The sequence below is a fragment of the Massilia rubra genome (assembly GCF_011682065.1).
In the GTDB taxonomy this organism is placed as follows: Bacteria; Pseudomonadota; Gammaproteobacteria; order Burkholderiales; family Burkholderiaceae_D; genus Telluria_A; species Telluria_A rubra.
In genome coordinates this window covers 47,224-73,368 of record NZ_VUYU01000003.1, presented here as the reverse complement: position 1 = coordinate 73,368, position 26,145 = coordinate 47,224, and the positions used below count along the sequence as shown (strand labels likewise).

Annotated in this window: 25 protein-coding genes and 1 tRNA gene; 16 read left to right on the top strand and 10 right to left on the bottom strand. The window is 61.3% G+C overall.

The window, feature by feature from the left end; genetic code table 11:
* Window positions 1-13 precede the first annotated feature (13 nt).
* The 3 genes from F0185_RS05405 to F0185_RS05395 all read right to left on the bottom strand — a co-directional run bounded on the left by F0185_RS05405 (window position 14) and on the right by F0185_RS05395 (window position 1,989).
* Complete coding sequence (locus F0185_RS05405; protein WP_167222320.1) at window positions 14-1,168, bottom strand: DUF1565 domain-containing protein; 1,155 nt, start codon at window positions 1,166-1,168, stop codon at window positions 14-16.
* 35 nt (window positions 1,169-1,203) lie between these two features.
* A tRNA-Cys gene (locus F0185_RS05400) sits at window positions 1,204-1,277 on the bottom strand.
* A 124-nt stretch (window positions 1,278-1,401) separates the two neighbouring features.
* The gene (locus tag F0185_RS05395) at window positions 1,402-1,989 is read right to left on the bottom strand and encodes a hypothetical protein (protein ID WP_167222319.1); all 588 of its coding nucleotides are present in this window, start codon (window positions 1,987-1,989) and stop codon (window positions 1,402-1,404) included.
* Between the two features lie 309 nt (window positions 1,990-2,298).
* Between F0185_RS05395 and F0185_RS05390 the strand changes: the two genes are divergently transcribed.
* The 11 genes from F0185_RS05390 to F0185_RS05340 all read left to right on the top strand — a co-directional run bounded on the left by F0185_RS05390 (window position 2,299) and on the right by F0185_RS05340 (window position 13,002).
* A complete protein-coding gene (locus F0185_RS05390; protein WP_167222317.1) occupies window positions 2,299-4,362 on the top strand; it encodes a PAS domain S-box protein in 2,064 nt (687 codons plus the stop codon).
* The gene (locus F0185_RS05385; RefSeq protein ID WP_167222315.1) at window positions 4,359-4,745 is read left to right on the top strand and encodes a response regulator; all 387 of its coding nucleotides are present in this window, start codon (window positions 4,359-4,361) and stop codon (window positions 4,743-4,745) included. Before F0185_RS05390 ends, F0185_RS05385 begins: the two co-directional genes overlap by 4 nt.
* Complete coding sequence (locus tag F0185_RS05380; protein WP_167222313.1) at window positions 4,742-5,083, top strand: Hpt domain-containing protein; 342 nt, start codon at window positions 4,742-4,744, stop codon at window positions 5,081-5,083. The genes F0185_RS05385 and F0185_RS05380 overlap by 4 nt, the downstream gene beginning before the upstream one ends.
* A 39-nt stretch (window positions 5,084-5,122) precedes the next feature.
* Entirely contained in the window at window positions 5,123-5,932 is an 810-nt protein-coding gene (locus F0185_RS05375) for a response regulator (RefSeq protein ID WP_167222311.1), read from the top strand.
* 400 nt (window positions 5,933-6,332) lie between these two features.
* Entirely contained in the window at window positions 6,333-7,073 is a 741-nt protein-coding gene (locus F0185_RS05370) for a DUF4142 domain-containing protein (protein ID WP_167222309.1), read from the top strand.
* 330 nt (window positions 7,074-7,403) lie between these two features.
* Complete coding sequence (locus F0185_RS05365; RefSeq protein ID WP_167222307.1) at window positions 7,404-10,031, top strand: type VI secretion system Vgr family protein; 2,628 nt, start codon at window positions 7,404-7,406, stop codon at window positions 10,029-10,031.
* Between the two features lie 27 nt (window positions 10,032-10,058).
* Window positions 10,059-10,394, top strand: a complete 336-nt coding sequence (locus F0185_RS05360) for a PAAR domain-containing protein (RefSeq protein WP_167222305.1) — start codon at window positions 10,059-10,061, stop codon at window positions 10,392-10,394.
* 2 nt (window positions 10,395-10,396) lie between these two features.
* On the top strand, window positions 10,397-10,981 hold the full coding sequence (locus tag F0185_RS05355; RefSeq protein WP_167222303.1) for a DUF4123 domain-containing protein: 585 nt from the start codon (window positions 10,397-10,399) through the stop codon (window positions 10,979-10,981).
* 2 nt (window positions 10,982-10,983) lie between these two features.
* On the top strand, window positions 10,984-11,337 hold the full coding sequence (locus F0185_RS05350) for a hypothetical protein (RefSeq protein WP_167222301.1): 354 nt from the start codon (window positions 10,984-10,986) through the stop codon (window positions 11,335-11,337).
* 1 nt (window position 11,338) lies between these two features.
* On the top strand, window positions 11,339-12,373 hold the full coding sequence (locus F0185_RS05345) for a pesticin C-terminus-like muramidase (protein WP_167222299.1): 1,035 nt from the start codon (window positions 11,339-11,341) through the stop codon (window positions 12,371-12,373).
* A 68-nt stretch (window positions 12,374-12,441) separates the two neighbouring features.
* Window positions 12,442-13,002, top strand: a complete 561-nt coding sequence (locus F0185_RS05340; RefSeq protein WP_167222297.1) for a hypothetical protein — start codon at window positions 12,442-12,444, stop codon at window positions 13,000-13,002.
* Between the two features lie 184 nt (window positions 13,003-13,186).
* Here F0185_RS05340 and F0185_RS05335 read toward each other — a convergent pair whose 3' ends face one another.
* Window positions 13,187-14,188, bottom strand: coding sequence for a 2-hydroxyacid dehydrogenase (locus tag F0185_RS05335; protein WP_167222295.1), 1,002 nt, complete (start codon window positions 14,186-14,188; stop codon window positions 13,187-13,189).
* Window positions 14,189-14,350: 162 nt separating this feature from the next.
* On the opposite strand from F0185_RS05335, the gene F0185_RS05330 reads away from it, so the two are divergent.
* Together F0185_RS05330 and F0185_RS05325 are read left to right on the top strand one after the other, a co-directional pair.
* Complete coding sequence (locus tag F0185_RS05330; RefSeq protein ID WP_167222293.1) at window positions 14,351-15,538, top strand: GGDEF domain-containing protein; 1,188 nt, start codon at window positions 14,351-14,353, stop codon at window positions 15,536-15,538.
* Between the two features lie 120 nt (window positions 15,539-15,658).
* A complete protein-coding gene (locus F0185_RS05325; RefSeq protein ID WP_167222291.1) occupies window positions 15,659-16,075 on the top strand; it encodes a hypothetical protein in 417 nt (138 codons plus the stop codon).
* 40 nt (window positions 16,076-16,115) lie between these two features.
* Here the strand turns inward: F0185_RS05325 and F0185_RS05320 are convergent, their stop codons facing one another.
* Together F0185_RS05320 and F0185_RS05315 are read right to left on the bottom strand one after the other, a co-directional pair.
* Window positions 16,116-16,601 carry a phage regulatory CII family protein gene (locus F0185_RS05320; protein WP_167222289.1) on the bottom strand — a complete coding sequence of 162 codons (486 nt, stop codon included), beginning with the start codon at window positions 16,599-16,601 and terminating at the stop codon, window positions 16,116-16,118.
* Window positions 16,602-16,696: 95 nt separating this feature from the next.
* Complete coding sequence (locus F0185_RS05315; protein WP_223164453.1) at window positions 16,697-17,155, bottom strand: hypothetical protein; 459 nt, start codon at window positions 17,153-17,155, stop codon at window positions 16,697-16,699.
* Here F0185_RS05315 and F0185_RS05310 point away from each other — a divergent pair.
* Genes F0185_RS05310 through F0185_RS05300 form a run of 3 tightly spaced genes read left to right on the top strand, consistent with a single transcriptional unit; the run spans window position 17,133 to window position 19,302 of the window.
* A complete protein-coding gene (locus tag F0185_RS05310; RefSeq protein WP_223164452.1) occupies window positions 17,133-17,702 on the top strand; it encodes a hypothetical protein in 570 nt (189 codons plus the stop codon). The two genes, F0185_RS05315 and F0185_RS05310, sit on opposite strands and share 23 nt — an antisense overlap.
* A gap of 1 nt (window position 17,703) precedes the next feature.
* Entirely contained in the window at window positions 17,704-18,492 is a 789-nt protein-coding gene (locus F0185_RS05305) for a DUF2491 family protein (protein WP_167222282.1), read from the top strand.
* Window positions 18,493-18,537: 45 nt separating this feature from the next.
* On the top strand, window positions 18,538-19,302 hold the full coding sequence (locus tag F0185_RS05300; RefSeq protein ID WP_166885430.1) for a hypothetical protein: 765 nt from the start codon (window positions 18,538-18,540) through the stop codon (window positions 19,300-19,302).
* Window positions 19,303-19,513: 211 nt separating this feature from the next.
* Here the strand turns inward: F0185_RS05300 and F0185_RS05295 are convergent, their stop codons facing one another.
* The 4 genes from F0185_RS05295 to F0185_RS05280 all read right to left on the bottom strand — a co-directional run bounded on the left by F0185_RS05295 (window position 19,514) and on the right by F0185_RS05280 (window position 26,056).
* The gene (locus F0185_RS05295) at window positions 19,514-20,608 is read right to left on the bottom strand and encodes a phospholipase A (RefSeq protein WP_167222280.1); all 1,095 of its coding nucleotides are present in this window, start codon (window positions 20,606-20,608) and stop codon (window positions 19,514-19,516) included.
* A gap of 179 nt (window positions 20,609-20,787) precedes the next feature.
* A complete protein-coding gene (locus tag F0185_RS05290; RefSeq protein WP_167222278.1) occupies window positions 20,788-23,601 on the bottom strand; it encodes an Hsp70 family protein in 2,814 nt (937 codons plus the stop codon).
* Between the two features lie 8 nt (window positions 23,602-23,609).
* Window positions 23,610-25,451, bottom strand: a complete 1,842-nt coding sequence (locus F0185_RS05285) for an Hsp70 family protein (protein WP_167222276.1) — start codon at window positions 25,449-25,451, stop codon at window positions 23,610-23,612.
* Entirely contained in the window at window positions 25,448-26,056 is a 609-nt protein-coding gene (locus F0185_RS05280) for a DUF2760 domain-containing protein (protein ID WP_167222274.1), read from the bottom strand. Before F0185_RS05280 ends, F0185_RS05285 begins: the two co-directional genes overlap by 4 nt.
* Between the last annotated feature and the right edge of the window lie 89 nt (window positions 26,057-26,145).

Here is a 26,145-nt window from a genome sequence, read left to right as displayed (position 1 = left end):
CTTGGCGCTCCGCCTAGCGCTGGTAGGCGCCGATATCGATCGGCGCGTCCCTGGCGCGCGGCTTGCCGGCGATGTCGGCCGTGGCCGCGTGCTCGCCGGTACCATGGCCGACCCCGGGCGAGCCGGCGCGCAGGCGGAAGTCGGGCAGCGCGCCTTTGCCGTAGCGCATGAACTGGGGCGCTTGCGCCACCGTGCCCAGATGCTTGAGGCCATTGTTCAATTGCCAGTCGGCGGCGGCGTTCAGATACACCAGGTTGTTACGGTAGCTGTTGTGCGGGCCGGTCGATCCCTGTTCCGAAATGCCGTATTTATTGTCGTACACGATGTTGTTGTGGACGTTGGTGAAATCGTTCGGCCCCTTGATGTAATAGGGGTCGCCGCCGCCGACCAGGATGCCCGTCATCGAACGCGCGATCGTGTTGTGGCTGACGATGACGTTGGTGGCGTCGTGCCACATCTGGATGGCCGCGCCGCCGATGGTAAACAGCACGTTGTTGGTGACGCTGCCGGTGGTGCTCATGTTAATGCCCTGCACGAAGCGACAGTCGGTCGGGCCGATGTCGTGCACGGTGTTGCCGCTGACCGTGCTCAGGCGGCCCTTGTAGTAGCTGTCGACGCTGATCCCGGCCGCGCCGGCGCTGGTGCAGGGCACATCCTGGCCGACATGATGCACGTGGTTGTTGCGGATCTGCGAGTCCGAGCCGGCGCTGTAGATGCCGTAGGTCCAGCGCACGCCGCCGTGGGCGTTGCGCCCGTCGACCTGGAAGCCGACGATGTCGACGAAGTCGCCACGGTTTTCCCACGCCATCTTGGTGAGCGAGCCGCGCGGCGGCACCAGGCGGGCGCCGCCGCGCGTGGTGGAGATGTACGAAATGCGCCGTCCGGCGCTGCCGCTCATGGTGGTGCGAAAGCCGCCCGCGTAGGTGCCCGGCGCCACGTGCACGGTGGTGCCGGGCAGGGCGACCCTGGAGGCGCGCACGATGGTTTCGAAGGGCTGGGTCGCGGTCCCGGGATTGGCATCGGAACCGTTGCTGGCGACGTAGTAGTGGTAATTGGCGCTCTGCGCGGCAACGCTGGCGGCAGGGGCGCTGGCCGCGGCCAGCGGCAGGGCCAGGCCGGCGAGCAGCGCCGCCGGCAGAAGTGGGTGGTGGGGCCTGGATCGGTTCATCAACAAAGTCCTTTTCGCCGGATCGTGCTGGGAGGTGGAGGCGGATGCCGGAATCGAACCGGCTTCCCCAGCTTTGCAGGCTGGTGCATTGCCATTTTGCTACTCCGCCATGAAGCTAGTTTCCACCCGTGCCGGTCCGCGCTGTGCCGACTGGATCAAACAAACTGTTTGTACGGCGCCCAAAGAAAAGCGGCCCGCGCGGGGCCGCTTTTGTTTGGCTTGACAGCTGCCGCTTACTGCGCGACCGCCTGTTCGTCGGCGCCGGTCGCGCCGCCTTCGGCACGCTTGTAATTGTTGATCACATAGCGGCTGGCGAGGTTGGCCACGCGGGTGAGCATCAGGTTGTCATGCACACCGAGGGTAAAGCCGGCCGACATGGCACCGGCGCGCTGGAAGAATTCGGGATTGGCGATCGTGCGGCCTTTGTTGTCGGTGATGTTCAGGCGCAGCAACACGCCGGAACTGCCCGCCAGCGGCCCCAGGAACACGCGCTTGGCGCCGCGCTTGAAGCTCATCTGTTCGATGACGGGCTGGATCACCAGGGTGCGGCCGTTGGCCTTGCGCGCGTTCCACTCCAGCAGCGACGCCGACAGGTCTTTTTGAATATTCGCCTCGATCTTGTTCAGCCCATCCGGATCGGCCCTGACATCGGGTCCGAACACCACCGGCCGTACTTCGATGCGGCCGAACGCCGAAAACGCTTCGGCGGGCGGCGGATTATTGGTCGAAGAAGCCTTGATTTTGGTGGCGCCGCAGCCTTGCAGCAATACCGCACTAAACAGGCATGAAGCAAACAGCAATGCTTTGGAGGTGATGTTCATGTAATTCCTTCGTGTCGTCGTTTTTATAAGGGGCCGGCAGGTGCGGGCAGTGGCGATAATATAGTAAACCGATCAGTATTCACTAATATATAACTTCCCGGCGGAAACACACCACAGGGCTGGAACACGCCGGCCCGGCACCCGTCTTGCCTAGTGTAAGCGACACCATGAAGGGAGAGAATCAGGTATATTTCATTCTTACCGATAGCTATCAGAATCGTAAGCGGAAGATAGCGGCGGGACTGCGCCAGACGTGTATTGAGCGCCCGTGGCTTGATTGTCCGGGGGCCGGCGCCATACCTGGAAACCATGATCTTGCTTGATGCCCCAGTCCCCGCCGATGAAAGCGCGCGCATGGCCGCACTGTGCGGCCTGAATATCCTCGACACGCCGCCCGAAGAGCGCTTCGACCGCATCACGCGTACCGCCCAGCGCGCGTTCGGCTGCCCGATCGCCCTGCTCACCCTGGTCGACAGCGAGCGTCAGTGGTTCAAATCGCGGCGCGGTCTCGATGTGCCCGAAACGCCGCGCAATATCTCGTTCTGCGGCCACGCGATCCTGCGCGATTTTCCCTTCATTATTCCCGACGCGGCCCTCGACCCGCGCTTTGCCGATAATCCGCTGGTGCTCGGCCCCCCGCATATCCGCTTTTATGCCGGCATTCCCCTGCGCGCCGCCAACGGCGCTTTGGTCGGCACCCTGTGCCTGATCGACCAGGTCTCGCGCGGCTTTTCCGACGACGATCTGTCCACCCTGTGCGACCTGGCGCAATGGGCCGAACTCGAACTGAACGTGTACACCATCAAGCAGGCCACCCGGATCAGCCGCGAAAAGGAAGCGCGCCTGCAGGCCATCGTGGAATACGCGGGCGACGCCATCATCACCATCGACGATCACGGCCTGGTCGAAACCTTCAATCCCGAGGCGCAGCGCCTGTTCGCTTACCGGGCCGACCAAATGATCGGCGCGCCATTCGACGTGTTAATCGCGCGGCATTACCGCGCCGCCGTCGGCGCTTATGTGCGCGTGCTGGCGCGCGACGGCATCGGCGACGGCGTGCGCATCAACCGCCAGGTGGTCGGGCAGCGCAGCGACGGCACGCGTTTTCCGGCCAACCTGGTGGTCAGCGAAATGCATATCGACGGGCGCCGCGCCTTTACCTGCCTGGTCCGCGATATTTCGGCGCGGCGCCGCAATGCCGATGAAATGAAACGCCTGAACCGGCGCCTGGCGGAAACGCTCAGCCTGCAGCAGGCGATTTTGAACAGCAATAACTACGCCATCATTTACGTGAATGCGCATGGCCAGGTCATCATGTTCAACGACGGCGCCCAGCGCATGCTCGGTTATTCCGAAGCCGAGATGCGCACCCAGGCGTCGCTGCTGGTGCTGCACGACCCGGCCGAGCTGGAAGCGCGCGTGCATGCGCTCTCGCTCGAACTGGGGCGCCCGATCCGTCCCGGCCCCGACATGTTCATCGCCAAGGCGCGCGCGGGCATTCCCGATGAAACGGAATGGACCTATATCCGCAAGGATGGCAGCCGCCTGCCGGTGCTGCTGTCGATTTCCGCCGTCTGGGACGATGAATATGCGCTGGCGGGCTTTGTCGGCATCGCGCAGGACATCAGCGAACGCAAGAAAATGGAAAACATGAAGAACGAATTCATTTCCACGGTCTCGCATGAACTGAGAACCCCGATGACCTCCATCAAAGGTTCGCTCGGCCTGCTGGCCGGCGGCGCGGCGGGAGAAATACCGGTGCGCGCCAAGGTCCTGCTCGATATCGCCAGCAAGAATTGCGACCGCCTGGTGCGCCTGATTAACGACATTCTCGATGTCGAAAAAATCGAATCCGGGAACATGCGTTTCGAACCGGTGGTGCAGCCCTTGCTGCCGCTGGTCGAGCAAGCCATCGCCGCCACCCACGCCTTCGCCTCGCCCTTTCGCGTCAGTTTCGACCTGCGCTCCGATAACGGCGACTTGATGGTCGCCGCCGATTCCGACCGGCTGATCCAGGTGATCGTCAACCTGCTGTCGAACGCCGCCAAATTCGCGCCCGCCGGCGGCGTGGTCGAGGTGCGCCTGCTGCGCCTGCCCGGCTATGCGCGCCTGTCGGTGACCGACCACGGCCCTGGTATTCCGGTCCAGTTCCGCGAGCGCATTTTCCAGAAATTCGCCCAGGCCGATGCGTCGGACAGCCGTCCGAAAGGCGGCACCGGCCTCGGCCTGAATATCTCGAAAGCGATTATCGAGCGGCACCGCGGGCGCATTGATTTCGTCAGCGAATGCGGCGTGCGCACCGAATTTTTCTTTGAACTGCCGCTCGCGGCGCTGGCGCCATCAACGCCTTTTTCCAGGACGCCCCTTTCATGACCGACCTTTCCCTTGTCCTGTACGTCGAAGACGATCCCGATATCCAGACCGTGGCCCAGATGGCGCTGGAGATGGTCGGCGGCTTTACTTTGCGTACCTGTAGCTCCGGGCGCGAAGCGCTGCTGGCGGCGGCCGAATGCCAGCCGGACCTGCTTCTGCTGGACGTCATGATGCCGGGGATGGATGGCATGGCGACCCTGGCCGAACTGCGCAAGCTGCCCGGCACCAGCGCCACCCCGGTCATTTTCATGACGGCCAAGGTGCAGGCCAGCGAAGTGGCGCATTACCGCTCGCTGGGCGCCATCGGCGTGATCGCCAAACCGTTCGATCCGATGCAATTGCCAGTGCAGGTGCGCGCCTTGTGGGACGAGGCCATGGGATGAGCGCGCCAACCGACCTGCAAGCGAAGCTGGCCTTGCTGGCGCAGGGTTTCCGCACGCGCCTGCCGGCCCGTTTCGAGCAGATGAATGCGGCGTATGCGCTGTGCCAGGGCGAGATGAGCGACAGCGCGCACTGGCAGGAGTTGTACCGCTTGTTGCACTCGCTGGGCGGCGCGGCCGGCACTTTCGGCGCGCCCGAGATGGGGCTGGCGGCGCGCCGCATCGAGGAAAAGATCAAAACGATGCTTGCCCAAAACGATTGGAGCATCGAGAATCTGAATGACATCGGCGCCGACCTGGCAGCCCTTGCGCACATGACGCCGCCCGCGCCGGCAGCGTAAAGACAGATCAGGCAGTAACAGGAACAGGACCAGGACATCATGGATACATCGACGATCTACAGCAAGACTTCCAAAGGCATGACGGAGCTGAAAAACGGGTGCAAGAACCTGTCGCGCGATCCATCCCGCGTGCTATCGATGATTAACGGACGTTCCAGCGTGCACGATTTTCTCGCGCTCGGCGGGATGTCGCTCGACAAGCTCGTCAGCGAACTCGACGCGCTCACCAAACAGGGCCTGATCCGCGTGTTTGGCGGCGCGCAGCAAACCCTGCCCACCGCCCGGCAGCAGGCAGCCTTGCACGATGATGGATTCGAGTTTTCGGAAATCCTGCCGACCCTCGACGTGACCGAGCTGAGCCCGCAAGAAAGCGTGGAAGCCTGGGCCCAGGCGCGGCGCGGCGCCACGGAGTTGAAAAATACCGGGTTCTATTCTTACGGGAACAAGGCGCAATTGGGCGTGAGCAAACATGCGCTGACCGCCCTGGTGGTGGAAGATGATGATGAACTGTCGGAATTGCTGGTGGTGTTGCTGAGCGAGAAGGGCTTTACCGTGCATGCGGTCGGCGACATGAACGATGCGCTGGCGGTGGTGCAAACCGCGATAGCGCCCGATCTGGTGCTGCTCGACATCGTCTTGCCCGGGCTTCCCGGCAAGGATGGCTTCGACCTGCTGGCCGCGATCCGCCGCAACGAGGGCTGGGCCAAGGCGCCGGTGGTGATGGTGACCTCGGAGGTATCCGACGACCAGGTCATGAAAGGCTTGAAGACCGGCGCCGATGCCTACATTTTCAAACCCTTCGAATGGGAAACGCTGTATTCCTGCATCCAGAGCGTGGTCGGGATCTGAGGCCGGCGAAGGACGGCCGGCTTGTGGTCGCGGCGGACCGCGCAGGCTTGTCACTCGCGTGCGGTTGCGTGCGAGCTGCGCAGGCTGCGCGCCCACATCCGCGTACGCAGGGTCTTATCGCAGGGCTGCCGCTGCCGCGGTGCCCGCACGCCACACCTGCATAGCCGCGCCAGCCTCGGCTCTTATCGCCCTCGGCGCGCGCACGGCGCCTCACGACCCTCGCTTTTAATCTCCTCGTCGCCTTTGTCCCCTTGCGAACATAGCGCCCGCTGCGATTCATCGCCAGCCAGAAAGTAAGCTTGCGTGTTGGCTATCGAGCGCTCAGAAAATGCCTGCACAGCTAGACTGGCTCCGCAGCGTTATTGTTTCAATGACACTATTTCTATTCAAGGAGATCCGCATGCTGAAAACGACGTTGATCAACTATGTACTCGGCGCCGCCGTTGCCACCGCTTTCGCCCTGCCGGTAAGCAGCTACGCCCAGACGGGCGCGGCGACCATGAACACCCCCGCAGCGAGCGCGCTGAACAAGGCGGACCAGAAAATCGTGGCCGACATGGCGCGCGCCAACATGGCGGAAATCGAGGCCGGCAAGCTGGCGCTGGCCAACAGCCAGAGTGCGCAAGTCAAAACCTTCGCCCAGCAAATGATTGACGACCACACCAAGGCCCTGAACGACGTGACGCAACTGGCGCAAACCAAAGGCATCACACTCCCAACCGAGCTCGACAGCAAACACAGGGCGATGGCCGCCACGCTGGGCAAGCTGAACGGCGACGCCTTCGACAAGGCCTACATGGCCCAGGCGGGCGTGGGCGATCACAAGGCCGTGCACGCGGCGTTGAAAAAATTTGAAGCCAAGGCCAAAGACCCGGACGTCAAAGCCCTGGCCGCCAAAATGCTGCCGACGGTAGAACAACACCTGCACACGGCGACCGGCGTGGCGGGCGCCAAGGGCGGCGCCAAAGGCGCCAAAGCCCCGGTGACGGGCGAAGCGAACGACCACACGTCGGCAGGCGGCGCCGGACATGGCGCAACGCCTGGCGGGGCAAAGGTGGGCGCCAAAACACCGGCCCCGGCCGCCGGAGTCAAACCGCCTGTTGTGGGCGATGCAAACGAGCAGAACGCCGGCAAGCGCTAAGGCCTTGATCGCCAATCCGCACCGGTGCAACATGCACGGGTGCGGACTGTGAGGCTGTTTGCACCACCCCGCCGTTGGCACGTCTTCTATTTGTCGTATTTATCGCACGAATCCCCTCCTGTTTGAGTCCCGCCGACACGTACGGCCAGCGTGATTTACATTCCTCATGGAAACTTTGCGCTCGGTCATCTGAGCGATGACATGCGAAGCCTAAAGTCAGACATCCGCGTTCGCCAATCGTTCAATTTTCGGGATACTCATGCCAGCCGCCGCCTTCGTCGCCCCCTGCCGCAGCCCGCTCCATGACCTGACGCAGGGGAGGACGCCGGCATGAGCGAAGCGCCGAACAGCTTGCGCGACCTCATCAGCGACCGCCAGCACGACCGCCTGCTGCGGCTCTCGTTTCCGCACGACGACGGGCCGGCAGCGCCGTTGCTGGTCAACGCGATCGACGCATCGGAAGGATTGTCCCGTCCATTCGAGTACATTGTCGAGCTGCTGTCGGATGACCCGAATATCCCGCTCAAAAGCATGCAGGGAAAGATGCTGTGCGTGCAGCTGGTGCGCAAGGATGGCAGCATGCGCTATTTCACCGGGCTTGTTTTCGGATTCAGCCTGAAGACGGTCGACGGCGGCGTTTCTTATTACGAGGCGCGCCTCGGCCCCTGGTATAACTACTTGGGTATGCGCCAGGACAACTACCTGTTTCATAACACCACCCTTTACCAGCAGACCGCCAGCATATTCAGCGATTACGGCAACCTGGCCGCTTGGGACTGGCGGGTTGGCGGCGCCACGACGGTGATGACCGACGCCTGCCAGTTTGGCGAGACCGATAGCAATTACCTGGAACGGCGCTGGGCTACGGCGGGCATCTTGTACTGGTTCGAGCATACTGAACATGGTCACAAATTGGTGCTCTCGGACGATTCGACCAGTGCGCCCGCCATTGATGGCGATCCCGATGTGGCTTTTCAGCGCCATGGCGGATCGGCTGAAGAGGATGGCATTGGCGAATGGTCGCCCGGGCGCCGGATTACGCAGGGCAGCGTGGCGCTGGCATCCTATGATTTCAAGACCGGCCAACCCGCGACAACCTCGCTGCCGACGGTGCAACAGCAAGGCGACGTCCTTCAGATCGAATCGTACGAATACGCCGGCGCTTACGGTTTCAAGAACAGCGCCAATGCGCGTGAAGTCGCGCAGCGCCAGATCGAAGCGCTTGAAGCGGGCGGCAAGCAATTCGATGGCAGCGGTAATAACCGGCATGCCATGCCCGGTCGCTGGTTCCGGCTGTGCGGCCACTTCGATGCCGCCACGACCGGCGACGATGCCCAGGCGCGCGAATTCCTGATTACCGAAGTCCAGCACAGCGCGAGCAATAACTACCACCGCCACGCCGCCACACCATCGCATTATGAAAACCGGTTTAAGGCGATTCGCAAGATCATTACCTGGCGCCCGCCGCACGCGCATAACAGCAGCGACACCCGCATTCACGGCATCCAGACCGCCACCGTGGTCGGCCCCGCCGGTGAAGAAATCCACACCGACGAATACGGGCGCGTGCGCGTGCAATTTCACTGGGACCGGGCGGGTAGTAATGACGAGAAAAGCTCCACCTGGCTTCGCGTTGCAACGCCATGGGCTGGTGCCAATTTCGGCATGACCACCATTCCGCGCATCGGGACGGAAGTGCTGGTGCAGTTCATGGATGGCAATCCGGATCGGCCGATTATCACCGGCATGGTACCGAACGTGAATACCATGCCACCCTGGACGCTGCCCGAGAACAAAACCCAGTCCGGCATCCTGACCCGTTCCACGCCCGGCGGGGCGTACGACAACGCCAATGCGCTGCGATTCGAAGACAAGAAAGGCGAGGAGCAACTCTGGCTGCACGCCGAAAAAGACCAGTTGACCGAAGTCGAGCACGACGAAGACAAATGGGTCGGCAACGACCGGCGTAAAACGGTCGATCGCGACGAAACCAATCATATCAAGCGCGACCGCACGGAGACGGTCGACCGCGACGAAACCATTACGGTTCATCGCAACCGCAGCGAGCGGGTAGACCATAACGAGACCATCAGCATTGGCGAGCATCGCGATGAGGACGTGGGCAAGAACGAAACCATCCATATAGGCGGCAACCGCACCGAGACGGTCGATCAGAACGAGCGCATCACCATCGGCAAGAACCGCGACAAGCACGTGCGCAATAACGAAACCGACAAGATCGGAAAAAACTGGTCGATCAAGGTGGCGAAGCTGAAGAAGGAAAACATCGGCATGGCCAATCTGGAAAATATCGGCCTGGCGCGCATGACCAATATCGGCATTGCGTACTCGCTGATCGTGGGGATGGTACGCAATACCGCCGTGGGAGTGAGCGACTTCCTGACGGTGGGTAAATCGCGCAAGGTGACCATTGGCGAAACGCAGGAAGTCAGTATCGGAAAAACCGAAACGCGGACCATCGGCCAGAGTCATGTGACGTCGGTGGGCGAGCATCTGGAACTGGTGTGCGGCGCGGCCAAAATTGTTCTGCGCAGCGATGGCAGCATTTTTTTGCAAGGTACCCAGATCCATTTGCAGGGCAGCGCGCAGATCAATGCCGATGGTGGCCTGGTGCAGCTCAATTGCGGCGCCGCCAAAGCCGCGCCGGCCGCGCCGGGGCCGAAGCAGGAAGCGCCTGCGGATACAGCGGCAACTGCGGGATCGTCGCTGGTCGATTGCGGACGTGCGGGCACGTCCGGCGTGGATGCCGGCCTGGAAAAGCTGATGAGCGGAGAAATGAGTCCCCTGGCCATATTCAAGGAACTCAAGAATCTCGCGCAGACAGCGAAAGCGGTCAAAAACGGCGACGTCGGCGCCATTGCCGGCGTGCTGGGATCGGTGGTCGGTGGCGCGTCGGCAGTGATGAAGGGCGCTGGCAAAGGTGGCGGCGGTAGTTAATCGTTTCAGTTTGAGGAGGTGTCAGCAATGGGAAAACCATCAGCCAGGCAAACGGATGACGTGGCGCATCCGCGCGGAAGCGGCGCCATTCTGGAAGGCAGCGTCAATGTGCTGATCGGGAGTCTGCCTGCATCGCGCATTGGCGACAAGGTCCAGCACAACGGCGCGCGCGACACCATCGTCGAGGGCGAAAAGACGGTCCTGATCAACGGCAAACCGGCGGCGTGCATGAGCGACCGGGTCAGCTGCCACGGCATCATCACCGGCGGCTGCATGACGGTTTTGTTTGGGAAGGACAAGGACGAAACCTGCCTGATCGAGGCCGCCGAAGCTGGCGCGATGACGGTCCAGCCAGGGAAATGATGATGACGGACGACGCCACGCGTAAGGCGTTACACGGGCTGCTCAGCGAGCGTAGCGGGACGCTATATGCCTTGTATGACGCGGCGGCGGACAACGGTTTGCTGTCCGATTTGCAGCGCGATGGTGTGACGCACGAGTGCCTGTATAGCGGTACCAAGGAAATCACGCTACGCAACGTGGCGCCGTACCTGATTCCCTGCGCGCAGTTTGGACCGGATGCGGCGGCATTCATCGAGCAGGTCTGGCATCGGGGCGTGACGATGCTGGTGGAATCCGATGCGGGGTGCGAGGCGCTCAAAATTCAGTTGAAGAAAAACAGCTTCGTCAGGAATAGCGAGGGAGTGGAATGCTACTTCCGCTATTACGACGCGCGGGCGTTTGCACGGTTTGTAAGGATGGCGAATAACGAACAGCTGGGCCAGTTCTTTGGAAGTGTGTGCCGCACGATCTATTTTGAAGATGCCGGTAGCGGGAAAATTATTGCGCTGGCAGGGAAGAAGACAACGCTGATCAGCCGGATTTTCGATCCAGGGATGATGCAGTTCGAGGTGCGAGATATCTGCACTCAACAATACAGAACAGGGTAGCCATGATCGAGTTCACAGAGGATCAGGAAAGAAGAGCTATGCGGAGAGACTGCCGGGTCTGGACACAACTGATGGTTCGTGCGTGGTACACGAGTGACTACCCGAATGCAACGAGCTACCCAGCTGTTGCGTTAGTAGCGGATTTGCAATGGATCTATTTCGCTTGCTATAACGAGAACATGCAAAATTTGGATGATATTTCGTTGTTGGGGTTAATTGTACTGCAAGCAAAAACGCTAAATTGTTCCAATGAAGATGTAGCGTGCATTGCGAACTTTTTCTTATTTCATGCACAAGCCAATAATGTAAATTATGCTAAGAATTGGATTGAGATTTACCTAGAGGAAATTATTTGACATGCCCCGTAAAATTTCCATCTCGTCCCGCCCGGCTAGAACTGAAGAAAATCTTTCTGAGGCCGATAAGTATGAGCTTCAACAAGAGCGAAATTTGATTGCTGAAGCGAAGGCATGCCAAGTAAATGCGAGGCTGGCCAGATTAGAAATGGCCAAGTTAAATAAACAACGAAACGGTTTGGCGAAAAAAGATCCGGACATGAGTATTCTATCCAGGGAAATTGGCGAAAAAATAAGAATTCTCCAAGCTGTAGCAAATAAAGAATGTGCTGTATCTCATTTTGGTTGTGTCCCCTCCAACACTTCAAAAAAGATCATTGCCCCGAAATCTATGGGAGAAGAGATAAATGAAACTTACGGAACAAAAATCGATTTTGAAAAAATTTCTTTTTTTGAAGGCGGGGAACATACTGTTGCATATATACCATGGTGGCCATATTTAAAAAACGATCGCCCAACCATCAAATTTTATTCCAAAACAACAGCGAAAGAAATCCCGAGGCTTGCTGGTTATTACAAGGGAAAGCCAGACAATAGATCGGGAGCCACAATTGGAATTGGAGTTGATCTGGGGCAATCGTCGGCTCAAACGTTTTTGATAAAAATGAAGACAGGGAATATGGGGTCGCAAAAAATTTCTGAAAAAGAGCTGAGTGAATTGCACGAAAAAATTCGGCCTTATTTTCAAAAATTCGGAGGTGAGGCTTGCAAATTTCTACGTGAAAATCCTCTGATTTTAAGTGCGAAAGAGTCACATTTCTTAAATAAAGTTGCACACGAAGAAGCCTTAAAGATAGCGATTGATAAATATGATGGCTTGGCTGCGCAGAATCATGGTAAAAAATTTTTAAACTTGAGTCTTGAGCAGCAAACGGCTCTTCTTTCGAATAGTTATCAGAAAGGAAGTCCAGACATGGATTTAATTATGGCAATTATTCACCAAAATGGAAAAGAAATACCTCCAACAGTGCGAGAATATGAATATCTGTTGGCCGCTATGGGAGGCAAAAAAGAAAAATTAAGGAGCCGTAAATGAAGCGAATAATTGTCCCTACTTTCATTTCAATCATATTTCTCTTAAATTCTGCAAATGCAAAATCACACATGAAGAAATTTGAAAACCCCGCCGTTCAATTTGCCGGAACGTGGCGTGTAGAAGCGTACGATTTTCGAGAGTTCAGCGAGATTCCAAGCGATTTGGATACGCAGTTGCAGCGAAAATCTGCATCATTTCCGGTGGGGCAGAGATTGGCGATTGATTGCGATGGCGCGGTCGTGATGCCGGGCAGTTACAACACTGAGAGAATGAAGTTCGAGGGCCCGGTTGGTGAGGCTCTGTCCATTTCGTTTCTAATGCCTTTAGAAAAAAAACTGTGTACAGGATATTGGAACTTTGTTTGCAGCGGCGATGAATCTGAATTGGTAAATACTTTTATGATCGTAGAGATCTTTAAGTGGCATGCTGAGAATATCAAAAGCGCAAAATTATGGACTAACGTCAAACCTGTTAGTTATTCATGGGTTTCGCTAAGTAAGCAACATTCGTTTGAGGTGTGGGTCACCAAAGGAGGAGATCTAATATTGCCAATATTCTTAAAGGGGAAAGGTAGAGAAGGGAAAACATTTGGAACCATGGGTGTTATTCTTAAACGCATTCATAAATAAATCGACTATTCGCTGATTCCTTTTCACTTACGACGGCGTCGGAGCCCGGGGAGCGGAAACACCTGCTTGGAATTATCACTGTAGCTCCATGTGGCATCTAAGCATGATCACGAATTCAGCCGCACGCTGATACGCATAAAGGAGCGCCGGGCATGGTGGTTCAGGCAATGTCGATCAGAAGGCATCAAGGAGAAATTTCGTTAGTGCTGCACTTCCCTGCAATAAAACACTCAATATTCCCAAACGTCACCTCCGCAATCTCGCGCATCGCCTCCACAGTAAAGAACCCCTGGTGCCCCGTGACCAGCACATTCGGAAACGTCATCAAACGCTGGAACACATCATCCTCGATGATATCGCCCGAGCGGTCGTGGAAAAACAGCGATCCTTCCTGCTCATACACATCAATCGCCAGGAACCCCAACTGGCGCGATTTAAGCGCGGCGATCACGGCCGGCGTATCGATCAACGCTCCGCGCGAAGTATTCACCAGCATCGCCCCTCGCTTCATGCCGGCCAGGCTGTGGCGGTTGATCATGTGCCGGGTCGTATCCATCAGCGGACAGTGCAGCGACACGATGTCCGATTCCGCCAGCAAGGTCGGCAAGTCAACCATGGTCCCTAGCGCACCGAACTCGGGCGCCGGGAAGGGATCATGGCCCAGCACGCGGCAGCCGAAGCCCTTGAGGATGCGCGCCGTCGCCAGTCCGATCTTGCCGGTGCCGACCACCCCGGCAGTTTTTCCGTGCAAATTGCTGCCCAGCAGCCCATCAAGCGCGAAATTTCCTTCGCGCACACGCGCGTAAGCCCGGTGCGTGTTGCGGTTGAGCGTCAGGATCAGCGCCAGCGTGTGTTCGGCGACCGCTTCCGGCGAGTAGGCCGGCACGCGCGCGACGAAAAACCCGAGCCGCTGCGCAGCCTCGATATCGACATTGTTAAACCCGGCGCAACGCATCAGCACCGCGCGCACGCCCAACTGGTGCAATGCTTCCAGCACCGGCGCGTCGAGCCGGTCGTTGACGAATGCGCATACCGCATCGCAGCCCTGCGCCAAGGCTACCGTATGCAGCGCCAGCGCCGCTTCCTGATATTCAAGCTCGATATGCCGGCGCTCTTCGCGTGCCGCCAGCGCTTCGTCCAGAAAACGCCGGTCGTAGGCCTGGGTGCTGAAAATGGCGATTTTCATTGTCGTTGGTTCCCGCTTGATTGAAGACGCCCCATCATAGCCCGGACGGGCTGGCACACTCACGTTTGTGCTGATAAATGAAATGGCGCAATCGATGTGCTGTGCGCACCCTGGCACGCGTATGATTGGCTGGCCCGTCCCAACTCATCTTGCGCGCCGCCAATGCTGAAAATCGATCCTGAATTACTGAATAACGCCAGCCCGTCGCCGCACCGGCGCGCCCTGGAACAGGGATATCGCTGGCTGCGTTTCGAAGACGGGCTGGAACAGCAATTCCACGACTTCTATATACAGGGACACGTGGCGCGCGTGCGCCTGGCCGCGTATATGTGCATTGTCCTGTTCATCATGTTCGTGATTCTCGACCTGGCCACGCTGCCGGGGTTTGTGTCGATCCGCACGGTCAGCATCCGGATCGCGCTGATTATTCCGAGCTTTATCGTGGTGCTGCTGGCCAGCTATCGCGCCGCTTGGCGACCGTATCTTGGAACGGCAGTGTTTTCGGCAGCGCTGGTCACGGGACTGAGCACCGTCGCGGTCATCGGCAGCGCGCTCGATGCCGGCTACCAGATCCCCTACGAAGGCATCTTGCTGGTGGCGTTGTTCATCTACCTGATCGCCTGCCTCGAATGGCGCCGCGCGCTGCTGGCCAATATGGTGACCTTGTGCGCATTCGTCATCATGGAATTCTGGCTGCAAACCGATCCGCGCGCGCGCCTGTACCAGATCGTCTTCATGTGCGCGGCCAATGGGGTGGGTGCTTACGGCGCCTACTTCCTCGAACACAGCATCCGCACCACCTTCCTGGTCAATACCCTGTTGCACGAGCTGGCGGCGCTCGATGGCCTGACCGGATTATCCAACCGGCGCACCCTGAATATCCACCTCGAGCGTGTCTGGCGCCAGGCCCTGCGCGACCGGCAAACGGTGGCGATCGCCATGATCGATATCGATTATTTCAAGCTATATAACGACCGCTATGGGCACGCCCGTGGCGACGCGGCCCTGAAAGCGGTGGCCGATGTCATCGCCGCCCAGGCGCGCCGCCCGCTCGACCTGACCGCGCGCTATGGCGGCGAAGAATTCGCCGTCATCTGGCATAACCCGGTCCCCGGCGAATTGCAGGCCATGGGCGAGGTGCTCACGGCGGCGGTGGCGGCGCTGCGGATCGAGCATTCCGACAGCGACCTCGGCAGCCTGAGCGTCAGTATCGGCGTGACCATCGGCCTGCCGTGCGCCGGCGACGATGCCGCGGCCCTGCTGCGCGCGGCCGACCAGGCGCTGTACCAGGCCAAGCACCAGGGCCGCAACCAGGTCGTGGTCAGCGAGCCGGTGGCGGCGTTGGTGTAGCGAAGAAAAGACACAAGCCATCCGGCAACTGCCTGTTTATCCGTCTCTTGACCGGATATGTTTACCGAAATTACTTTTTGTTATAGTGTCGGCATTATTTCAACAGCGGGAGATGTGGACATGAACGGAGCAGGCGGAACCAGCGGTGGCACGGGCCAGTTTTTTCTCGGCCTGATCATGATGTGCGGCGGCTTTTATTTACTGCTTAACGGGATCGTGGTCAGTTCCGACTTCGGCTTCGGTTCGCGCATGTTCGGCTTCGGCTCGCGCTTCGGCGTCAGCGGCGGCATGGTCATGATTCCGATGATGATCGGGATCGGCATGGTGTTCTACAATTCCAAGAATTACCTTGGCTGGTTGATCGCCCTGTGTTCGTTCGCGGCGCTGGTATTCGGCGTGATTTCGTCGGTCAGCATGAGCCTGCGCACCATGTCGGCCTTCGAACTGATTTGCATCCTGGTGCTGGCGATCGGCGGACTCGGTCTGTTCCTGCGTTCGCTCAAGCCGTCGGAACCGGCGCCACCGCGCTCGCAATAAGCGGCGGGCCATGCGCTTGATGGCGCATGGCCGCCCGCAGTCAGGCCGCGCCGGTACGCATGCGCAAGCGCGCGCGCCAGGCGCCCAGGGCCGATAAGGCAGAGTGAAATTCGCGCTCGATCAGGTCCGCTTCGGCGCTGGTGACCACACCATCCATCAGCGCCTCCGAGACCGCTTCGGCCACGGCCCCGACTTCGCTCATGACCCGGCACACCGTCTGCGACAGGTCGTCGCGGCCGACCAGTTCCGGCTGCGGCACGATGAAGGCGGCCATGCCGTGCCGGTTCAGCAAGGCATGCAGCGGCATCATCGCTTCCTGCACCCCGGCTTTGTGGCAATGCTCGACGATGATGGAAACTTCCTCGAACGAGGGGTAATGTGATGAAATGGTGGGCGAGAGCTTATTGCGCAGCACATTGGCGGAAATGCCGATGTCCTTGGCCAGCATCTCCAGGCCGCCGGGATAGCGGCGCGCCACGCTGTACAGCGCGTCATGCTGGTTCATGTCCAGATATTTACGAGTCATGGTAAATCTTGCCTTTTTTAACCGGTGCATTGGCAGACGATGTGCTGTTATGCTTCTTTCAACCTTCAACCCGGCCTAATAAAAATGAAGTCAACTCAGATTATGTTGCTGCTGGCTCTGCTGCTACCCGCCGCAACCACGCTCACGGCCGCGGCGAAGCCGTCGTCAAGTTCGAGTTCGCGGTCGAGCTCAAGCTCGTACAAGAGTGGATTTTCCTCCCAAAAATCCAGTCCTACAAGTAGCAATCGGTCAACATCGTCGAACAATTCGTCGTTTGGCTCATTCGGCAGCCGTTCGTCGTCGGCTTCGCCGCCGTCAGCGCCGCCCCAACGGTCCGGGTCGTCCTGGGGGCAGCGCTCGCAAGAGAGCGCGCCGCCGCCGCAAAAGTCGGGTTCGGCGTGGTCGCAGGGCAGCAGTGCGGAGTCGGGCAGGGCGGACAAAAAGGGCGGGTCCGGCGGTTTCGGGTCCTTCGGCGGGGCGCCCGCGCGGCAGGACAGCGGCGCCCAGCCAGTGCAGCAGAAGCCGGGTTCGGTGCTGTCGCAACGCTTGAACAAGGGCAACGCCGAAGCGAATGCCTTGCGCACGCTGGAGGCGCGCCGGGCGGCCGAGCAGGCGGCGAATGCGCCACGCGATATCCGGCCGGTGCCGCCGATCCAGCCGTCCGGCGGGCAGTACGGCAACACGAATGGTGGGCAAAATGGCGGCCAGTACGGCGGCCAATACAACGGCAACCGGAATGGCCAATATAACGGCAATGCGCCGATTATCGTGCCGCAGAATAATAGTAACGGGATGGGTAGTGCGATCCTGGGGTTTTTACTGGGCCGCTCGATGTCCAGTTCGCATGCGAATGGCGGTTATCAGGGCAATACGAACAATAGCGGCATGGCCAGCGCCACGCCGGGCAGCAGCGCCAGCATCCCGGGTCCGGCAGGAACGGTCGAGGCGCCGCCGGAACGCTCGCTGGGTAAATCGCTGTTGCGGACTTTTGTGTGGCTGGTGATTCTCTCGGTACTGGGCTGGATTGCTTATCTGGGATGGAAGTTTTTAAGGCGCGGCAAAGCGCCGAGCACCGCAAACTATTCTTTTGATCGGAATTGAGATGGGCTGGAAGAACGCATTCGACTATATGCGCGGCATTGCAGGCAACCATGGCGCCGATGGCAAAGCCCGGCGCGAAGATGATGGCTTGCCGCTGGGCGCGCGCATCGGCGGCATGCTCAAGCTGCAGATGTCGCCCCTGATCCGGGCGCAGGCCAACGGCTCCTTGATCGCCATGCCGCGCGACGCCGACACCTTGATCCAGGCGGTATCGAAGATCAAGCTCAATCTGGCCGGCGGGCTGTATCGCTATTACCTGGCCAAGGGCGACGATGACGCCAAGGAGAAGTTTTTACAGCTGTACGCCGATGAAAAAGGCCAGGTTGCCGAGATCATGTACTGCACCCAGCTGGCACGGGTGATTCCTGAAACGGCGGAAGACCAGGATGCCTACACCGGCCGCGCCGGTTTCGGCCTGGGCGACCAGACCTACACCTTGTGGCGCGAGCAGCTCGACGACGTCGGCCTCTCCGAAGAGGAACTGGCCACGGTGTTCGGCGAGAGCGACCGCCTCGATTATGTGCGCGACGCGGGCGACCGCAACGCCAGTTTTGTCAGTCCATTCACGGGCACCGAAACCCGGATCGACGACGCCGGCGGCGAAAAGGGTCTCAAGCAGGAAATGTATTTCATGCCGTATGTGCGCGAATTGCCAGGCGGCGGCAGCGAATTTTTGCTCATCACGACGGAGATACTCTCCAGCGTGAACGGCGATAACTCAAAACGCGGTATCCATGTCGATTTCGTCATTGGCTTACCGGTGGAGCAAGAACGGGTCGTTATCCAGTAACGGTTCGGTAAAGGCAGTTTTACTTAACAACGAAAGGGATTCAAGATGAGCAATGCAAGTGGATGGGGACTGACGGCGCGTTTGATTTCGAAGCACTTCGGTGTGCTGGGCGACCGTATATCGTCAGCGATCGCCAATTTTGACCCTGAAACGGCGACCGAAGCCGACCGCGACCGCCTGGCGGACACCCTGCGCGCCACCGCGCAAGTGCTGGCATCGGCGCGTTCCTCTTTCGAGAAGGAACATAAAGATGTGGTCAGCCTGCGTGAACTGATCGCCAACGATGAAAAAGCCACGGAAACGCTGGCCGAGCGTCTGGCCGCCGGCAAGATTTCGGAAGCGACCGTCACCATGTTCTGCGACGAACTCGAAGCGAACAAGAGCCGCCTGCCGCAAGAAATTCAGGAAGAAGCCGATGCCAAGGCGTACATGGACGAGCTGCAAAAGATCATCGACGCGCTGTCCAAGCAGCTCGCCGAGTTCGATGCGCAAGCCAAGAAAGCGCTGCAGCAGCTGGCAGCGGCCCAGGCGCAGAAGGATCTGCAATCGATGCGCGCCGAGCGCCAGAGCCAATTGGCTGGCCTGACCGGCATGAAAGGCAATTCGACCGCCTTGAATGCACTGACGCGCCGCGCCCAGGAAGTGAGCAACGAAGCCGAAGGCATGCGCATCGTCGCCGACATCGGCCAGAAGCCGCTCGACCAGGCTGCCGAAATCGATGCGATCCGCAAGTCGGTGCAGAACGATACCAGCGGCGAAACGGCGCTGCAACGCCTCCAGCGCCTGTCGGGTAAACCCGCTGCGGCATAACATCGCAGCATCCGCGCCCGACCGTAATATCTTTAGCCGTTAGTTTAATAGCCGTCATTCCCGCGCAGGCGGGAATCCAAGGCACCGTCGCTCAGCCAAGATTCCTTGGATTCCCGCCTGCGCGGGAATGACGGCTTCATACGGCGGCTGGGCGCACATGAAAACGGCCTCTTTCGAGGCCGTTTTTTTTATGCTATCACCGAAGCGCGCATCAGAAATCGACGGTAAAACCGGCGCCGATCGAACGCTGCGAATAGTTATAGTCGATCAGGCTTTGTCCGTAGCCCGAAAACGCCTGTACATAGCCCTTCAGGTTGGTTGCCAGCGGATACGCAATCGCGGCCTGGATCGCGCCGTGGTCGGTCGACATATTCCGGCGCGCCATGATCGAATACTCGTAGCCATCCTTGCGATAACTCGCACGCACGTCGCCGCGCGCCAGGTAATCGGTGATGTCCGGATTATCGTTGTTGGATTTGGCGTTATCCAGACGGCGCCACAGGCGCGCGGTCAGCGCGAAATTGCCGTTATCGACACCGACTTCGGTGTACAGGCGGTTCCAGCTGCGCGACAGGGTCGAGGTTTGGCCGTTCGACTGGTGAATCAGACCAAAATTGACGAAGCGCAGGTTCATCCCGCCGAACGATTTATTGATCGGCACCACCGCCATGACTTCAGGCTGGTAGTTCGTTTCGCGGAACGGGCTCGATTGCGAACGGTTGTACGCCTGCCAGAAACTCTGCTGGGTATAGCCGAGCCAGATATCGACCGGCAAGCCGGCGACTTTTTCGGCGGCCTTCATTTTCAGGCTGAGCTGATAGGTCAGCTCGACGCGCTTGGTTTTCAGGCCGGCCGGGGTAAAGTCGCGGTATGGCGCGTCGTTCGACGAGGTGCTGTAATTGGCCACCAACAGATAATTTTCGCGGTGCGGACGCACGGCAAAGGTGCCGCGGCGCGACGCATCGCTCAGCTCCCACAACTGCTCCAGGCGCGAAATCGGCGTTTCCGGCGGCGCCGGGGTGTTGGAGGCCACGGCCGGGATCGGCTTGGCTGGCTCGGCGGCGGCGGTCGCGGCCGCTGCCGCCCTCTTGACCGGGTCGGCGGCGACGGTGGCGTCCGGCGTTGGATTACCGGCAACGGTGTCGGCCGTCGCGGCCTTGGTCAGCGTGTCGAAACATCCCAGGCGCGCGCTCGGGTCGCCAAGCATGGAGCAGCGCAGCATTTGCTGCTCGAGCTCGCCGGCCTGGGCGACGCCGGCGGAAATGAAGAGGGTGGTCAGGAGGAGGGGCAGTCGGGCGGCGTGCATGTAGTGATGTTTCTAAAATGACAAAGGGAGGTTACTGTAGCGCAATATGAGAAAAGATGTCGCGCTGCATGTATATATATGCGCGGAACGGCCTCAAGTGTTGTTTGATGGGTCGATATATACGGCGTTCTCAAGCAGGATCGGCTCGGGCACCTCGAGCATGAGGCGTACCCTCGCTCTCAGGCAATCAGCTTGAGCCCCGGCGGTAGCGATTCGCCCAGAATCCAGCGCTCGGTCGCCTGGTCGAGCTGCACCACCTGCTGCACCATGGTCATCGTCGCCGGCGGCGCGTTGATCGCCAGCAGGCGCTGCACGATCCGTTCGCGCAAGGCCAGCGGCAAGTCGCGCGCACGGTCGTCGGTCATGCGCGCAAGATGCACGGCGGCAAAGGCGGCCGACTCGACCTTTTTCCAGTCGAGCGCCAGGATGGCGTCGAGCCAGCCTTCCACCACCTCGGTCGGCACCACGTCGTGCGTGCTGCCGTGGAAGGGCTGGCGCGCGCCGATGCGGCCCAGCGCCCACAGGTAGCGGCTGGCGCTGGTGTTGTCCTTGGCCGGCACGGCTGGCGCCGCCTGTATGCGCTCGAGCAGCCAGCCGCCGATTTCGGCCTTGTACTCGACCGGAATGCGTTCGAGCGAGGCGCCCAGGCGCAGCATGTCGTCGTCGCTGCCGGCCACCACGGTGGCGCTCGTATCGCCGCCTTCTTTATTGGTTTGCAGGTTGAAGGCGAAATCGTCGAGCAGGCGCAGCTGTTCGGTAGCGCCCAGCCCGCCCGCGACGCGGCGCCACAGGGTCCACCATTCGGCGCGCGCCTGTTTGTCGTCGGCATGGCGTACGCCGGACTCGAACAGGGTCCACAATTGCTCCAGGCGCCAGTCGTCGAGCGCATGGCCGAAGCCGGGACGCAGGCAGTAGCCGGCCAGGTTCAGCCACACGCGTTCATGCTCGGTGGACCGGTGCCGCCCGCGCGCGCGTTGCCACAGGGCGTCGAACAGCTGGCGCAGCAGGGATGTCGGCCATTGCTCGCGCTCGCCCAGCAGTTGTTCCAGCTGCGCGCGCAGTTGCTTGACTTCCTTCGCCGTCACCTGTTGCGCTTTCTTGCCGAAGATGCGGTCGATCTTCTCAAACGCGGCCGCCACTTGCGGCGAGGGCGCTCCCGCCGGCTTGTCGCCCGCGCCATCGGCGTTGTCGTGGCGCAGGTCGAATTCCAGCAACCAGCGCTGGCTGGCATCGGTCAGGTTGACGCAGTGCATTTCCAAGGTGCCGACCTCGGTCAGCGCGGTGGCCAGCTGTACGGCCGTCTCTTGCTTGTTGCCTGCGGACGCGGCGCCTTGCAACACCGTCGCAATCGGCGGCAGGCGCTCGTACTTCGGATCGTCGAGCTCGACCAGTTCGCCGGGCAAGGGCGGGGCATCGGCGCCGTCGGCGTTCGAGGTCATCACATGAAAGCGCACCGGTTGCCCCAGGCGCAAGGCGAAGGTACGGTCCGCAAGCAGGATTTCACGGCCGCTTTCGCTGCCGCGCGGCAGGATGCAGATGCCGCGCTTCGGCCCTTTCGCGTCGTCCAGCACCAGGAAATAGCTGCGCGCCGCGCCGGCGTCGATGCGCGGCGCCTGGCCTTGCAACGCCAGCGCGTACGCCACCGCGCCACGCGCAACGGCCACGTCGGGATTGTCGTTGTGCAGCAGGCGCAGGGGCGCCCCGCGCCAGTGGCCCAGGGTTTCCTGCAAGCGTTGCACCAGCGCCGCGGCGCGGAACACGCCGCCGTTGAGCAACAAGGTATCGGGCATGGCCGTGCCGTCTTCCTGCGCCGCTTGCAGGGCACTGGCGTGCTGCTGCAAAAAGTCGGCGATGTGACGGGTGACGGCCGCATCGCGCGCGTACGGTAAACCGAACTCGACGATGCCGGCGCGCGCCTGTTGCACCCGCTCGGTGGAGGCCACCAGCGGGAAAAAGCCATCGACGATGACGCTGCCGACTTCCTCTTTGGTCAGCGACACCGAACGCATGCCGCCGATCATGCGCGACCCGCTGCCGAGCAAGGTCACCTGGGCCTGCTCGGGCGCATCGGCCGCCAGCAATTGTTCCTTGGCGGCGCGGCAGCGTTCCATCAGCTGCGACAGGGCGCCGGAGGAAAGGCGCGCTTGCTCCGTGCCCGCCATCTGCGCCATTTTCGCTTCCGTCACATGGGCCAGCGCCAGGTCCATATTGTCGCCGCCGAGCATGACGTGGTTGCCCACGCCGATGCGCGTCAGGTGCGGCTGGCCATCTTGCAACGCGACTTTGATGAGGCTCAGGTCGGTGGTGCCGCCGCCGACGTCGCACACCAGCACCATGCGCGTGTGCGCCAGTTCGCCCGCCAGCTCGCCGCGATGGCGGAACAGCCAGTCGTAGAACACGGCCTGCGGCTCTTCCAGCAGGCGCAGTTGGTGCAGCCCGGCCTGGCGCGCCGCGGCGAGGGTCAGCGCACGCGCGCCTTCGTCGAAGGAGGCCGGGACCGTCAGCACCAGGTCCTGCTGTTCCAGAGGGTGATTGGGAAACTTGTGGTTCCAGGATGAGCGAAGATAAGCCAGGTAACTGGCGCTGGCCGCCACTGGCGACACCTTGGCCACATCGGGCGCGGCGCCCCATGGCAAAATCGGCGCCAGGCGGTCGACCGCCGTGTGCGACAGCCAGCTTTTGGCGCTGGCCACCATGCGTCCCGGCACTTGCGCCCCGAGCCGGCGCGCCAGCTGGCCGAACACGACCGGCTGCGCCTCGGCAGCATCTGGTGCCCATGGCAGCCGCAGATCGGCCGCCGGCAATTCGCCGTCCGCCGGATGGTAGCGTACCGAGGGCAGCAGCGGCAGGGCGGCGACTTGCCCCGGCGCTACCAGTTGCTCGATTTCAAACAAGGTAATGGCGGCGCGCCCCTCAGGCGCATCGACAGGCGCATACGCGACCACCGTATTGGTGGTCCCGAGGTCGATGCCGACGATGTACTGGCGCGCCACCTCGTGCCCTAGTTGTTGCCGCGCACGTCGAACTCCACCTTCCAGCGCTCCTCGCCCTGGACGGCTTGCGCCACCAGTTCCAGGGTGCCGGTATCGGTGGCGACCGCGGCCAGGGTCACGGCGACCACGTCGCCGGCCTGGCGGCCTTCGGCAGGCAGGGTGGCCTGGATTTCGCCGACTTCCTGCATTTCATCCGGATGCCAGAAGTCGAGCAGGTCGCCCAGGCGGTCCTGGCGCCGTACCGACGAGCCGAAGAAGCGCAAGGTGATGGCGTGCCCGACCACCAGTCCGAACTGCTGGGTCTTGAGCTGGGCTTCGATGCCTTCTTCCATGCCGAACGGGGCCACGCACAGCAGCTGGATCGGTGGTTCGAAACCGGGCACGGCCGGCATCGACGATTCGATCGCGACGTAATAGGCGCGCGCGGTGCCGCCACGGATGCGGATGCCCTTGCCGCGACGCACGTAGCCGTAGTAGGCGGCGCCACGCGCCACGGCCAGGTCGAGGTCGGCGCCGGTGAGCATGCGCGCAGGCTGCGCGCCTTCGCCGGCCAGCCAGTCATTGAGGGTGGTGAGGGTGCGTTCGGCCAATACATCCGACTTGAACACGCCGCCGTTGAACAGCACGGCGGTCGGGTGCAGGAAGCTGGCGGTTTCGCTGACCGTGCCGGCGAAGCCTTCCAGCTCGGCCGTGGCGCCGGCCTGGCGTCCCAGCAGGGCGGCGAGGTGACGGGTGACGCCGGCATCCTGCGCATACGGCAGGCCCAGTTGGACCAGGCCGCCGCGCGGACGGCTGACCGGGCGCGCGGCCGCTTCCACCTGCGGGAAGAAACCTTCGAGGATGGTGGCGCGCACTTCTTCCTGGGTCAGCTCGGTGCGGATCGAACCGCCGATCAGCTTGGAGCCGCGGCTCGGCACGACGATTGGCTGGGTGGCCAGGGTGGCATCGCTGAGCAGGTTTTCCTTGGCGGCGCGGCAAGCATAGGCCAGCGCGCGCATTTGCCAGGCGTCCAGCTGGGCGCCGGTGGCGGCGACCTTGCGCGCCACCAGGTGCGCCAGCGCCAGGTCCATATTGTCGCCGCCGAGCAGGATGTGGTCGCCCACGGCGATGCGGTGCAGTTCCAGGTTGCCTTCGCGCTCGAGGACGGTGACCAGCGAAAAGTCGCTGGTGCCGCCGCCCACGTCGATGACGAGGATGATGTCGCCCGGCTTGGCGTCCTTGCGCCAGCGTCCGCCGCTGTTCTGGATCCAGTTGTAGAGCGCCGCTTGCGGCTCTTCCAGCAGGGTCAGGTTGACGTAACCGGCGGCCTTGGCCGCTTCCACCGTCAGCTCGCGCGCGGCCGGGTCGAACGAGGCCGGGATGGTGACGGTGATGTCTTGCTCGTCGAACGGCGCTTCCGGATGGGCCGCGTTCCACGCGTTGCGCAGGTGCGCCAGGTAGCGGGTGGACGCTTCCAGCGGCGAGAGCCTGGTCACTTCCGGCGGCGCGTCGCTCGGCAAAATGGCCGCGCGGCGGTCCACGCCCGGGTGGCACAGCCAGCTTTTAGCGCTCGACACCAAGCGGATCGGGGTCTGGGCGCCACGCGCGCGGGCAAATTCGCCGACGGCGTAGTCCTGGCTGCTGGTCCATGGCAGGTTCAGCGCACCGGGCGGCAATTCATCGCCGTGCGGCATGTACAGGAAGGAGGGCAGCAGGTGGCTGTTGCCAACCGCGCCGGCATCGACCAGTTGCGGAATCTCAAGGACGCCGTGGGAAGTCTTTTCGCCATCGCTGGCGGTCAGGTCCACATAGGCCAGGGCGCAGTGGGTGGTGCCGAGATCGATGCCGATCGAGAAGTAGGCGTTGCTCACAGTTCCACCTCCGCCTGGGCCAGCACGGTGGCGTCGTGGCCGGCGGCCAGGGTGGGCAGGCGCACGTCGGCCGCGCGCCAGCCGCGATGGCTGATGCTGCCGTTAAACGGGGCCTTGCCGACCACATTGCCGGTCAGGCGCACGGCGCGGGCGTCGAAGCCCTCGTTCAGGGTGACGCGGCTGCCTTCGGCTTCGTCGCGCACGGGGACGATGGTGAAGTGTTCGCGCAGCACCTTGGCGCAGCCCTCATGCACTACGCGCGCGGCGGCGCCGATGTCGGCGTCCGAGAAGCCGCTCAGGTTTTCCTGGGTAAAGTCGATCAGGCGCGCATCGCGCTGAAGCAGGGACAACAGCTGCAGGGCGGTGTCTGGCGTTGGGGCGGCTGGTTTTGGCGCTGGCGCTGGTGCGGCGGCCACCGGGGCGACTGGGACAGGGGCGGGCGTTGGCACGGGCATGCCATCACGCACCAGCTCGATGCGGCCGGCGAAGCCGCCGTCCGACAGCGCGCCGAAGAAGGCGCCGAAAGCGATCGGAATACGGCGCAGGAAAGAAGGCGGGTTGTTATCGTGGGACGGGTGATTCGAATTCGGCGACGAGTCGATCATCAATTACTCCTGAGTATGCCGGCTGTATGTCGGACTGATGTGGTTGGCCGGGCTAGTGAGCCGCAGGGCCGGAACCGGGATTGTATGCT